Source organism: Streptomyces antioxidans (assembly GCF_000968685.2).
Classification (GTDB): domain Bacteria; phylum Actinomycetota; class Actinomycetes; order Streptomycetales; family Streptomycetaceae; genus Streptomyces; species Streptomyces antioxidans.
In genome coordinates this window covers 1-11,941 of the sequence record NZ_LAKD02000180.1, presented here as the reverse complement: position 1 = coordinate 11,941, position 11,941 = coordinate 1, and the positions used below count along the sequence as shown (strand labels likewise).

General features: G+C 71.2%; 11 protein-coding genes. All 11 read left to right on the top strand.

Annotated features, from left to right (window positions below; genetic code table 11):
• Positions 1-658 precede the first annotated feature (658 nt).
• The gene (locus VT50_RS37355) at positions 659-1,690 is read left to right on the top strand and encodes a 2,5-dihydroxypyridine 5,6-dioxygenase NicX family protein (RefSeq protein ID WP_046089395.1); all 1,032 of its coding nucleotides are present in this window, start codon (positions 659-661) and stop codon (positions 1,688-1,690) included.
• Positions 1,691-1,721: 31 nt separating this feature from the next.
• Positions 1,722-2,993, top strand: a complete 1,272-nt coding sequence (locus tag VT50_RS37350; protein WP_046089394.1) for an FAD-dependent oxidoreductase — start codon at positions 1,722-1,724, stop codon at positions 2,991-2,993.
• A 117-nt stretch (positions 2,994-3,110) separates the two neighbouring features.
• Positions 3,111-4,514 carry an MFS transporter gene (locus VT50_RS37345; protein ID WP_046089393.1) on the top strand — a complete coding sequence of 468 codons (1,404 nt, stop codon included), beginning with the start codon at positions 3,111-3,113 and terminating at the stop codon, positions 4,512-4,514.
• A gap of 57 nt (positions 4,515-4,571) precedes the next feature.
• Entirely contained in the window at positions 4,572-5,420 is an 849-nt protein-coding gene (locus VT50_RS37340) for an FAD binding domain-containing protein (RefSeq protein WP_046089392.1), read from the top strand.
• On the top strand, positions 5,417-7,789 hold the full coding sequence (locus VT50_RS37335) for a xanthine dehydrogenase family protein molybdopterin-binding subunit (RefSeq protein ID WP_046089391.1): 2,373 nt from the start codon (positions 5,417-5,419) through the stop codon (positions 7,787-7,789). The genes VT50_RS37340 and VT50_RS37335 overlap by 4 nt, the downstream gene beginning before the upstream one ends.
• Positions 7,786-8,337, top strand: coding sequence for a (2Fe-2S)-binding protein (locus VT50_RS37330; protein WP_046089390.1), 552 nt, complete (start codon positions 7,786-7,788; stop codon positions 8,335-8,337). Before VT50_RS37335 ends, VT50_RS37330 begins: the two co-directional genes overlap by 4 nt.
• Positions 8,328-9,032, top strand: a complete 705-nt coding sequence (locus tag VT50_RS37325) for an SRPBCC family protein (RefSeq protein ID WP_046089389.1) — start codon at positions 8,328-8,330, stop codon at positions 9,030-9,032. The genes VT50_RS37330 and VT50_RS37325 overlap by 10 nt, the downstream gene beginning before the upstream one ends.
• On the top strand, positions 9,029-9,736 hold the full coding sequence (locus VT50_RS37320; protein WP_046089388.1) for an isochorismatase family protein: 708 nt from the start codon (positions 9,029-9,031) through the stop codon (positions 9,734-9,736). Before VT50_RS37325 ends, VT50_RS37320 begins: the two co-directional genes overlap by 4 nt.
• A complete protein-coding gene (locus tag VT50_RS37315) occupies positions 9,733-10,584 on the top strand; it encodes an alpha/beta fold hydrolase (protein WP_046089387.1) in 852 nt (283 codons plus the stop codon). Before VT50_RS37320 ends, VT50_RS37315 begins: the two co-directional genes overlap by 4 nt.
• 36 nt (positions 10,585-10,620) lie before the next feature.
• Positions 10,621-11,430, top strand: coding sequence for a maleate cis-trans isomerase family protein (locus tag VT50_RS37310; RefSeq protein WP_046089386.1), 810 nt, complete (start codon positions 10,621-10,623; stop codon positions 11,428-11,430).
• Between the two features lie 5 nt (positions 11,431-11,435).
• Complete coding sequence (locus VT50_RS37305; RefSeq protein WP_046089385.1) at positions 11,436-11,915, top strand: MarR family winged helix-turn-helix transcriptional regulator; 480 nt, start codon at positions 11,436-11,438, stop codon at positions 11,913-11,915.
• Positions 11,916-11,941: the final 26 nt, after the last annotated feature.

Genomic DNA, 11,941 nt, shown 5'->3' with positions numbered 1-11,941 from the left:
GCGACGACCCAACTCAAGACCAGCTCACTAGCCGGTTTCCGGCGGATCTCGGCGCCCGCGGCGGGCCGTTCGCTCCGCCCGCGGCGGGCCGCCCCTCCCCGGGCGGAGCCCCGCCACGCGGCGCACACCCCGTAGCGGCGCCGGATCAGACAGGGCCGCAGGGCAGACGCCCTGCGGCCCTCGCATGGGCGGTGCGCCGGGGGAGACGGGGGATGGCCATCGAAGTCCTCCTTGCAGTACGGCGAGCTGCCGAGAACCAGCCATCGCGAGGCGGCCCAGGGGCACGCGGTCCGGATGCGAACAGAAACCATCCGAGCACGTACGAACTCTCGGCGCAAGGCTTGCCGCTCGCCGCCATCATCTTTCGTTCATCTTCACGAAGCCGGGAAAGACGGCCAACACCTGGGGAAAACACGAGGTCGGCGGGGATGTTCCAGCCTCCGTCGACACCCCGGCAGGGGAACTGATCCCAAAAAAGTTTGACTGCACCCCTTGCCAGAACCAGATCGTACGCGTTCGGATTAATTATGTCGGCGGCGCCCGTGAGACCCGCGTCTCCCCATCAAGCCGCCCGTCCATATGGCTGGATCCATACCCCTACGCCTCCCCGGACCGTGCGCTCGCCGTCTGCCACCCTTCCCCTCCCCAGGAGCGAGACATGCTCGACCTCACCTCCGTTGACCTGCTCGACGCGTTCACCCAGGAGCTGAAGCTGTGCAAGCTCAAGCCCGGTGAGCACGTCGTCGTCCTGTCCGAGCCCACCAGCCGCGGCGACTACGTGGCGGCCGCCTTCGGCGCGGCCAAGGCCTGCGGCGCCCATGTCATCGCCGCCACGGTCCCCGGGGGCAACGCGTCGCCCTCGGACAGCACCCGCACCGGTGCCGGGCCCGGGCTGAGCGCGGTGCTCGGCGACACCGCCGCACAGGACCTGCTCAAGGCGGCCGACCTCGTCGTGGACCTCACGCGGGAGGGCTTCATCCACGCCCCGCTCCAGCAGGAGATCATGCGGACCGGCACCCGCATCATCTTCGTGTGCGACGCCCCCGACGTCCTCATCCGCAACCTCCCCAAGCCGGAGGACAAGGCGGAGGTGCTCAAGGGTGTCAACCTGCTGAAAGCCGCGTCCGTGATGCGGGTGACCTCCGAGGCGGGCACCGATCTGACCGTCGAACTCCCGGGCTCCAAGCCGGAGTTCCAGGTGGGCTTCGCCGACGACCCGGGCCGCTGGGACCACTGGCCGAGCACCATGGTCCTGTGCTGGCCGCGGTTCTCCGAGGGCCGGATCGTGCTCTCCGAGGGCGACATCCTGCTGCCGTTCAAGGAGTACGTACGCCAGCCGGTCACCCTGGAGATCGCGGGCGGGAACATCGAGAAGGTGTCCGGGGGCGCCGAAGCCCATCTGCTGAACACCTTCTTCGACGACGCGGACGACGCTTGGGGACGCAGCCTGTCCCACATGGGCTGGGGCCTGATGCGCACCGCCGACTGGTTCGCCACCGCCCTGTACGGCAAGGAAGAGCTGATGGGCATGGACGCGCGGGCGTTCGCCGGGAACTTCCTGTGGTCCACCGGACCCCACCCGGTACTCGAGCGCGAGTCGTACGCACACGTCGACATCGCCATGCGCGGCTGCAGCGTCTCCGTCGACGACCAGGACGTCGTCACCGCGGGCCGACTCATCGACTTCTGATCCCGCCGCCACACCCGCACCTGGAGAGAAGATGGCATCCACCCAATCCCTCGACGTCGTCATCGTCGGCGGCGGGCTCGGCGGAATGACCGCCGCGCTGTCGCTGCGCCAGCGCGGCCACCACGTGACCGTGCTGGAGCAGGCACCGCGGTTCGGCGAGATCGGCGCGGGCATCCAGACGGCGCCCAACGCGAGCCGGGTCCTGCTCGGGCTGGGGTTGCGCAGACGGCTGGAGGCCATCCACACCGAGCCCCAGGACCAGGTGCGGCGCCGGTGGAAGGACGGCAGCATCATCGGGCTGACCCAGCTCGGTGACTACTGCAAGCAGCGCTACAACGCGCCGTACTGGCACTACCACCGGGCCGATCTGCACGGTGTGCTCACCGATGCCTGCGTCGAGCCCACCGGCCCCGGCCCGGTGGTGGAACTGCACACCTCGAGCCGGGTCGCCGAACTGGACCGCGGCGACCCCCGCCGCCCCGCGGCCGTGACCGAGGACGGGCGGCGCTTCGAAGCCGATGTGCTGATCGGCGCCGACGGCATCCGCTCCCGGGTCCGCGACCTCATGGGCCTCCCGGACACCCTGCTGTTCTCCGGTGAGATGGCCTTCCGGGCCCTCATCCCCGGCGACCTCATCGCCGCCGACCCGGCCACCCGCTTCTTGATGGACCGCTTCCAGAGCACCATCTGGTACGGCCCCGACCGGCATCTGGTGCACTACATGATCCGCGGCGGCGAGTACCTCAACGTCGTCGGCTGCGTCCCGTGCACGGACGAGGTCGCCGAGAAGTGGACCGGCTCGGCCACCGCTGAGGACCTGGTGAACGCCTACGAGGGCTGGGACGACCGGGCGGCGGCGATGCTGTCCAAGGCCAAGGAGGAGGTGCTCTCCTTCGCCCTCTACCACCGCCGCCGCGACCCGGTCTGGATGGACGGCCGGGTGGCCCTGCTGGGCGACGCCTGCCACGCCATGCTGCCCTACCAGGCCCAGGGGGCCTCCCAGGCCATGGAGGACGCCGCCGTACTGGGCGAGGAACTGGGCCGGATCAACGCCGACGGCGTCGAGGGCGCACTGCGGCGCTACGTGGACCGGCGGGCCAAGCACGCCGGGATGGTCCAGGACGCCTCACTGCAGAACAAGACCTTCTACCACTACCCCGACGGCCCGCAGCAGGAGGCCAGGGACGCCCTGCTGCGGCGCGGCTTCGACGGCGAATCCGATGTCTCCTACCACTGGTTGTGGAGCGGCAGCCCGCTCGACGACCCGGACCTGGGCGCCTTCGACTACCGCTTCGCCCGCTGACCCAAGACCGTCCCCCCTCTCCCCCGCTCATCACCCGCCCCCTCCGGGCCACTTCCCGCTTATCCACCTCGGTGTCGCCCCGCGCGGGCACATCCCCGAACACCCCGTGGAGCGACAGTGAAAACAGGCGACCAGATCGTTCAGGACCTCCCATGGAGATGGGGGGTCCAGGGCAGGATCTTCATCATCGGCGGCCTCGGCTACCTCTTCGACGCCTATGACATCGCCCTCAATGGCTTCCTGATGCCGCTGCTGGGCGACCACTTCCACCTCTCCCTCTCCGAGCGCGGCCTGGTGGCCACCGCCAATCTGGTGGGCATGGCCGTGGGCGCGGTGACCTGGGGCGCGATCGCCGACCGCATCGGACGCAAGAAGTCCTTCAGCGTCACCTTGCTGATCTTCGCGCTGTTCTCGGTGGCCGGTGCCCTGGCCCCGAACTACGCGGTCTTCCTCGCCCTGCGCTTCATCGCGGGTGTCGGACTGGGCGGTTGCGTTCCCGTTGACTACGCCCTGGTGGCGGAGTTCTCCCCGACGAAGTACCGCGGCCGGGTGCTGACCGCGCTGGACGCCTGGTGGCCGATCGGCGTGACCCTGTGCGGTCTGGTCTCGACGGCCATGCTGTCCCTGGAGGGCAACTGGCGGTGGATGCTCAGCGTGATGAGCGTCCCGGCGCTGCTGCTGTTCTGGGTGCGCAGGGGGGTGCCGGAGTCGCCCGTCTACCTCAGCAGGAAGGGCAGGGAGGCCGAGGCGCGGGCCGTCATCGACGACCTGGTCGCCCGTACCGGTGCGCCCGCCGAGCCGTACGCCATTCCCGCCCCGGTGCCCGAGGCCCGGGGGAACGGCCCCCGCGCCGCGCTCGAACAGCTGCGTGCGGTCTGGACGTTCAGCCCGCGCATCACCTCCGCCGCCTGGCTGCTCTTCGCCACCGTCATGCTGGTCTACTACGCGGCGCTGAGCTGGCTGCCGTCCATCCTCAAGGAGGAGGGCCTTGGCGACACGGCCGCCTTCATGAGCACCACGCTGATGAGCGCGGTCGGCATCGTCGGCGTCCTGACCTCCACGGTGCTGGTGGACACGGTCGGCCGGAAGTGGCTCATAGGGGTCTCGGCCCCGGTCGCCTCGCTCGCGCTGGTGGTGTTCGCGCTGGTGATGCGCATGCCGACGGGTTCCATCGTGGCCATCGGCGTCTTCGGCTTCCTGATGCAGCTGACCATCCCCGCCATGTACGCCTATGTCTCTGAGCTGTATCCGACCAGGCTGCGGGCCAGCGGCTTCGGCTGGGCGTCCTCGTTCAGCCGGGCGCTCACCGGCTTCGCCCCGATGCTGTTCGGCTCGGTGATGTGGCCGCTGCTGGGGTTGCCGCTGACCTTCGGGGTGCTGACCGCGGCCGTTCTGGGGGCCGTCATCTGGACGGCGTTCGCGGCGCCCGAGACCAGGGGACGCGACCTCGACGAGGACGACCCGACGGAGGTGCCCGCCCCCGCTTCCCCGGAGCCCGCCGTCGGCCAGCCAGTGCGCTGAAGGGCAGCCCGCCCCCACCGGGCCGCCCGGGTCGGCCCCGCAGACGACAGGAGAGATATGAAGCCCGCTCCCTTCCGGTACCACCGAGCGCGCGATGTCGAGGGCGCCACCGCGCTCCTGGCCGAACTGTCCGACGAGGCCAAGGTCATCGCCGGGGGCCAGAGCCTGGTCGCGATGATGAACTTCCGGCTGGCCCGCCCGGGGCACCTGGTCGACATCACCGGGCTGCGTGAGCTCGACCATCTCGGAGTCGGGGCCGACGGCGGGCTGCGCATCGGGGCGCTCACCACCCATCACACGGTGGAGACCGCGCCCGCGGACCGGCTCGGGGCGGGTTTCGGGGTCATCCGCGACGCCATGCGGTGGATCGGCCATCTGCCGATCCGGACCCGCGGCACCGTGGGCGGCAGTCTCGCGCACGCCGACGCGACCGCCGAGTGGTGTCTGCTGGCGCTGCTGCTCGACGCCGAGCTGGTGGCCCACGGCCCGCGCGGGCGGCGTCACATCCCGGCCGGTGAGTTCTTCTTCGGCTACTACACCACCGCCCTGGACCCCGACGAGATCCTGGTGGAGATCGTCTTCCCGCGCCCCGCGCCGCACGCGGCGCTCACCGAGTTCGCCGAGCGTCGCGGAGACTTCGCCATCGTCTCCGCCGCGGTCGATCTGGCCGTCGACGGCGGGGACATCCACGGCGGCCGGGTGGCTCTGGGCGGTGTCGACGCGATGCCGGTACGGGTGCCCGCGGCGGAGGCCGTGCTGGCGGACGGCGGCTCGTTCCGGGACTGCGCGGAGGTGGCGGCCTCCGCCGTGGATCCGCCGAGCGACGGAGGCGGCAGCGCCGACTACCGCAAGCACCTCATCCGCAATCTGATCGAGCGAGCCTGTGAGGAGGCGATGTCACGATGACGTCCGCCAAGGACGACCAGCTGGTCGGCAGGTCGGTGGCGCGCCGCGAGGATCCCCGGCTGCTGTCCGGACGTGGCCGTTTCGTCGACGACATCGAGCTGCCCGGCATGCTGCACGCGCAGTTCGTCCGCAGCACGGTCGCTCATGGGACGATCACCGAGATCGATCTGACGCGGGTGCGTCAGGTCCCGGGCGTGGTCGCCGCGTTCACCGCAGCGGATCTGGAGCTGGGTGATATCACCGCCCAACTCGGCCGCCCGCTCTCGGAGTTCGTACCGACCGCCATGCCCGTCCTCGCCCGCGACCGGGTCCGCTACGTCGGCGAGCCCGTCGCCGTGGTCATCGCCCGCGACCCCTACCTCGCCGAGGACGGCCTGGAGGCCGCCAAGGTGACGTACGCGCCCCTGCCGCCCGTCACCCGCGAGGAACAGGCCCTCGCCCCCGACGCCCCGCGGGTGCACGCCGAGGCCGCCCGGAACACCCTGGTCGATGTCAGCCTGTTCGCCACCGAGGGCATCGACGAGATCTTCGACCAGGCCCCCTGCGTGGTGAACATCGATGTGCGAACCGGCCGCCAGAACGCCCTGCCGCTGGAGACGCGTGGCGCGGTGGCGCAGTGGGACGCCCGGGAGGACCAGCTCGTCCTGCACACCTGCACCCAGACCCCGCACCAGGTGCGGACCGTGGCCGCGCGCTGTCTGCGCCTGGACGAGCGCGCGGTGCGCGTGATCGTCCCGGACATGGGCGGCGGTTTCGGCCTCAAGTGCGTGGTCGGCCGCGAGGAGATCGCCACCGCGGCGGCCGCGCTGCGGCTCGGGCGGCCCGTCAAGTGGATCGAGGACCGCAAGGACGCCCTGTCCGCCTCGTTCCTCGCCCGGGAACAGCACTACACCGCGCGCGCCGCCTTCGACGCCGACGGCCGGATCCTCGGCCTGGACGCGGATGTGGTGTGCGACATGGGCGCCTACTCCTGCTATCCGTTCACCGCCGGTATCGAGCCGCTGATGGCCTCCGCCGAGATGCCCGGCGTCTACAAGGTCCCCGCCTACCGGGTGCGCGGCCGGGCGATCACCACCAACAAGGCGCCCACCGCCCCCTACCGGGGCGTGAGCCGCCCGAGTTACGTCATGGCCGTCGAACGGCTCATGGAGCGCGCCGCCCGTGAGCTGCGCCTGGACCCGGTGGAGCTCAGGCGCCGCAACGTCATCACCGACTTCCCGTACACCGGGGTCAACAACATCACCTACGACCCCGGCTCCTATCTGGAATCCCTCAACCTGTGCGAGCGGGCGCTGCGGGAGGCGGGCTGGTACGAGCGGCAGGCCTCGGCCAGGGCCGAGGGCCGGCACATCGGGATCGGCTACAGCTGCTTCAGCGAGCGCACCGGCTATGGCTCCGCCGCCTTCGCCCAGCGCAAGATGGAGGTCGTGCCAGGGTTCGACCTCGCCGAGGTCCGCATGGACACCAGCGGCGCGGTCACCGCCACCACCGGCACCATCAGCCACGGGCAGAGCCATGAGACGACCATGGCGCAGATCGTCGCCGACGCGCTCCACCTGGACATCCCCAAGGTCAAACTCCACCAGGGCGACACCGACCGCATCACCTACGGCTGGGGCACCTTCGCCAGCCGCTCGATCGCGATCGGCGGCAGTGCCGTACGGCTGGCGGCGGGCAAGCTCGGCGAGAAGCTCCGCGCCATCGCCGCCGCCGAGTGGGACATTCCCCCGGAGGACACCGAACTGGACCGGGGCCGGGTCCGCCGGCGCGACGACCCGGATGTCGCGCTCTCCTACGAGTACTTGGCCGACATCGCCTATCTGAAGTCGCATCTGCTGCCCAAGGACATCGACCCGGGCCTCACCGCCACCGCCGTCTTCGACGTCCACAACGACGGCACCTTCTCCAATGCCACCCACGGGGTGGTGGTGGAACTGCACGAGGGCACCGGGCAGGTGGAAATCCTCGCCTACTTCTGTGTCGAGGACTGCGGTGTCGCCGTCAATCCGCAGGTGGTGGAGGGGCAGTGCCGGGGCGGCATCGCCCAGGGCGTCTCGGGGGCGCTCTTCGAGCAGATCACCTATGACGACCAGGGCGAGCCGTCGGCCACCAGCTTCATGGACTACAAGGTGCCCACCGCCCATGAGATCCCGGAGGTGGTGATCCACCATCTGGAAACCCCGTGCGCCTTCACCGCGACGGGAGCCAAGGGCGCCGGTGAGGGCGGCACCATCGGGGCCCCCGCCGCCGTGCTCAACGCCGTCAATGACGCGCTGCGGCCCACCGGCGTCGAGCTGGACGCCACGCCCATCACCCCGGAGACGGTCCACCGTGCCCTGACCCCGTCCACCCCGGAGCAGACACCATGAACGACACCACCGGCCTGGGCGACGACGTCCAGCTCATCACGCTCGACGTCAACGGCACGTCCCACGAGGTGATCACGGCGCCGCGCCGCACCCTGGTGGATGTGCTCCGCCACGACCTGGGGCTGACCGGCACCCACGTCGGCTGCGAGCACGGAATCTGCGGCGCCTGCACCGTACTGGTCGACGGGCTCCCGGCCCGGGCGTGTCTGATGTTCGCCGCCCAGGCGGAGGGGGCGCGGATCGCCACCGTCGAATCGCTCGCCGACTCCGGCACCGGCACCGGCACCGGCGAACTCAGCGATCTCCAGCGGGCGTTCACCGCCCACCACGGCCTGCAGTGCGGCTTCTGCACCCCCGGGTTCCTGATGCTGGCCCAGGGCTTCCTCGCGGAGCGGCCGGAGGCGACCAAGGAGGACATCCGGGAGGTCGTCGCCGCGAACCTGTGCCGGTGCACCGGCTACCAGACCATCGTCGAGGCGATCGACGCCTGCGCGACCGCCCGGCGCTCCCAGCGGGCCGCGGGCGCCGAGGAGGACTCATGCAACTGATCAACACCGTCACCGTCAAGGCCGAGCCCGACGCGGTGTTCGCCCTGCTCGGCGACGTCCAGAGGGTGGCGTCCTGTATGCCCGGTGCCGCCCTTGAAGGCCGTGACGGCGATGCCTGGCGTGGTGCGGTCAAGATCAAGGTGGGCCCCATCACGGCCGCCTATGCCGGTACCGTGCGCTTCCTGGAGGTCGACGCGGAGAAGCGCAAGCTGCGTGTCCACGCCAGCGGCGCCGACACCCACGGCAACGGCGACGCCGAGGCCGAGGTTTCCCTGGAGGTCGTCCCGGCTCAGGACGGCGCCCAGCTGAATCTCTCCACCGACCTGGTGATCCGGGGCAAGATCGCCCAGTTCGGCAAGGGAGCCATCGGGGCCGTGTCCGACAAGATTCTCCAGCAGTTCGCCCAGAACCTGGGCAACCTGCTCCTCCAGCAGGACGGCGCGGAAGCCTCCGCCGCCTCCGGCCCGGCGCCCGCCGCCTCCGGCCCGGCCCCTGCCGTCTCCGGCCCGGCCCCTGCCGTCTCCGGTACGGCGCCCGCCGCGTCCGCCCCCGCGGCCGTCGCATCCGCCGAGGCGCCCGGTGAGCTCAACGCGATGGTGCTGATCGCGGGCCCGCTGCTGAAGAAGTACGGCCCGGTCGCGGCGGCGTTCCTGCTCGGATTCGTTCCGGGCTGGCTGCTGGGGAGGCGCCGATGAGCGGCGGGCTGTACGGCACCGCCACCCACCACACCTACCAGCGGGCCGGTTTCGGTGCCGCGGTGCGGCGCGGCAGCCGTCCGGCGATCGTGGTGGTGGATCTGACCCGGGGTTTCACCGAGGACTCGTATCCCTCGGGGGCCGACCTCTCCGGGGTCGTGGCCGCCACCACCCGTCTGATCGAGGCGGCCCGGCCGGTGGGGGTGCCGGTGATATTCACTGCCATCGCTTACACCGAGGCGGAGGCTTCCGGCGACGCGATCGCCTGGCTGCGCAAGGCCCCCGGCATGCGCGCCTTGGTCGAGGGCAGTGATGCCGTGGCCATCGACCCCCGGCTGCCGATGCGGCCGGGACACGATCCGCTGGTGGTGAAGAAGGGGGCCTCGGCCTTCTTCGGCACGAGTCTCGCCGCCACCCTGACCGGGCTGGGACGCGACACCGTCGTGGTGTGCGGCGCCACCACGAGCGGCTGTGTGCGGGCCACCGCGGTCGACGCGGTCCAGTCGGGCTTCCCGGTGCTGGTGCCCCGCGGCTGCGTGGGCGACCGGGCCGAGGGACCGGCGGACGCGGCGCTCTTCGACATCCAGGCCAAGTACGGCGACGTCATCACCCTCGATGACGCCGTCGACTACATCGGCTCCACTCCCGCCCAGCCGGCTCCTGACACGGCCCGGCGTTCCCCTCGAGGAGGAGACAGCACATGACACGGCGTTCGGTCCTGCAGAGCGCGCTCGCCGATCTGGCCGACGTACCGGCCACGAGCCGGTGGGCGCGCTCGGGAGGTATACGGCTGCACGCCCTCGACTACGGCGGCGACCGGCCGCCGCTGGTCGTCCTGCCCGGCATCACCAGCCCCGCGGTCACCATGGACTTCGTGGCACGCGAACTGACCGACCTGGTCAGGCCGGTGGTCCTGGACGTACGCGGCAGGGGCCTTTCGGACGAGGGCGACGGCTACGGGCTGGAGGAGTACGCGGAGGACACCGAAGCCCTCATCACCGACCTCGGCCTCGACCGTCCACTGCTCCTCGGCCACTCCATGGGCGCCCGGATCGCGGCGGCCGTCGCGGTGCGCGCCAAGGTGCCCCTGCGCGGCACGGTGCTGGCCGATCCGCCGATGAGCGGCCCGGATCGCGGCCCCTACCCCACCACCCGGGAAGTGTTCCTACGGCAACTCGCCGAGGCCCAGCGCGGAACGGACGCCGACGAGGTGGCCGCCTCCTGGCCCACCTGGCCGCGGCGGGAACAGGCACTGCGGGCCCGCTGGCTGTCCAGTTGCGCCGAGGAGGCCATCGTGGCCACCCACCACGGCTTTGAACACGAGGACTTCTTCGACTGGTGGCCCCGGGTGCCCGGACCGGCCCACCTGCTCTACGGGGCCGACAGCCCCGTGGTGACGGCGGGTGGGGCGCGGGAGGCCGCCGGGAGCAACCCAACGGCGCCGCTGCACAAGATCCCCGGTGCGGGCCACATGATCTTCTGGGACGCCCCGGCCATCGCCGTCGCGACGCTCCGTGACGCGCTGCGCACCATCCTCTCCCCGGCCGCCTGACCGGTGACCACTGCCCCGCTTCGGAGGACCAACCCCATGGCAGACCATCACATCGGGCTGATCGTGCCCAGCTCCAACCTGACGATGGAGACCGAGCTTCCCCGGATGCTCAACGCACGGGAGTCCATCGCGCCCGACGACCGCTTCGTCTTCCACAGCAGCCGGATGCGGATGAAGCACGTCACCCCGGACGAACTGCGCGATATGAACGCGCAGACCGAGCGGGCCGCCCTCGAACTGGCCGACGCGCGGCCCGACGTCGTCGCCACCGCCTGCCTGGTCGCCATCATGGCGCAGGGGCCCGGTCACCACTGTGTGGCGGAGGCCGACATCACCTCCGCGCTGCGGGCCGAGGGCTGCTCCCTGGCCCCCGTGGTCTCCAGCGCCGGTGCCCTGCTCAGCGGCGTGGAGGCGCTGGGCGCCCGCCGGGTCGCGATCATCACGCCGTATATGAAGGAGCTCACCGCCAAGGTGGCCGACTACATCGAGGACGCCGGGATCGAGGTGGTCGACGCGCTCAGCCTCGAAGTTCCGGACAATCTGGCGGTGGCCCGTCTGGACCCCGCGGATCTCCGCGCGCACTGGCGCCGCCTCAGCCTGGGCAGGGCCGATGCGCTGGTGCTGTCGGCCTGTGTGCAGATGCCGTCGCTGGCGTCGATCCAGCCCGTCGAGGACGAGGCGGGGCTGCCGGTGCTGTCGGCGGCCACCTCCACCGCGTTCCGCATCCTGACGGAGCTCGGGCTGCCGCCGGTCGTGCCCGGTGCCGGGAGCCTGCTCGGCGGGCAGGTCCCGCGTACCGGCGCCCGCCCCGATGTCCCTCGGCGTCAACCGCGCGTGCTTAAGTAGGTTCTATGACTGATCCCACCCCGTCCGCCCCAACCGGGCCGGAGGCCCCCACCGCCCTGACGGCCGCGCCCGGCTATCAGGTCCGCCGTCTCTACCAGGCGTATCTCGCCGCGTGGGCACGGGAAGTGGACCCAGTCCTCACCGGCCCCCAGTTCGCGGTGTTGCAGACAGTGGAGGCCCATCCCGGCCAGGACCAGCGTTCGATGGCCGCCGCCGTCGCCCTGGACACCTCCACCATGGCCGATGTGGCCCGTCGGTTGGAGAACCGCGGTCTGCTCGCCCGGCGCACCGCGGCCGCCGACGGCCGCCGCAAACTGCTGTATCTGACCGACGCGGGCAAGGAGGCCCTTCAGGAGGCGAACCACCGGGCGCGCAGGCTCGACACGATCCTCCTGGAGTCCTTCGGCGAGGCGGAACGGGAACGGTTCGTCGTCGAGCTGAAGGCGCTCGCCGACCGCTGGGAGGAGCTGGCGGAGGCGGCCTAGTGAGCTGGTCCGGAGATGCGTGAGCA

Bases quoted from the DNA above. Each gene is read 5' to 3' on its own strand.
- VT50_RS37355 (WP_046089395.1), top strand. From the start codon at position 659: ATGCTCGACCTCACCTCCGTTGACCTGCTCGACGCGTTCACCCAGGAG.
- VT50_RS37350 (WP_046089394.1), top strand. From the start codon at position 1,722: ATGGCATCCACCCAATCCCTCGACGTCGTCATCGTCGGCGGCGGGCTC.
- VT50_RS37340 (WP_046089392.1), top strand. From the start codon at position 4,572: ATGAAGCCCGCTCCCTTCCGGTACCACCGAGCGCGCGATGTCGAGGGC.
- VT50_RS37335 (WP_046089391.1), top strand. From the start codon at position 5,417: ATGACGTCCGCCAAGGACGACCAGCTGGTCGGCAGGTCGGTGGCGCGC.
- VT50_RS37330 (WP_046089390.1), top strand. From the start codon at position 7,786: ATGAACGACACCACCGGCCTGGGCGACGACGTCCAGCTCATCACGCTC.
- VT50_RS37325 (WP_046089389.1), top strand. From the start codon at position 8,328: ATGCAACTGATCAACACCGTCACCGTCAAGGCCGAGCCCGACGCGGTG.
- VT50_RS37320 (WP_046089388.1), top strand. From the start codon at position 9,029: ATGAGCGGCGGGCTGTACGGCACCGCCACCCACCACACCTACCAGCGG.
- VT50_RS37315 (WP_046089387.1), top strand. From the start codon at position 9,733: ATGACACGGCGTTCGGTCCTGCAGAGCGCGCTCGCCGATCTGGCCGAC.
- VT50_RS37310 (WP_046089386.1), top strand. From the start codon at position 10,621: ATGGCAGACCATCACATCGGGCTGATCGTGCCCAGCTCCAACCTGACG.
- VT50_RS37305 (WP_046089385.1), top strand. From the start codon at position 11,436: ATGACTGATCCCACCCCGTCCGCCCCAACCGGGCCGGAGGCCCCCACC.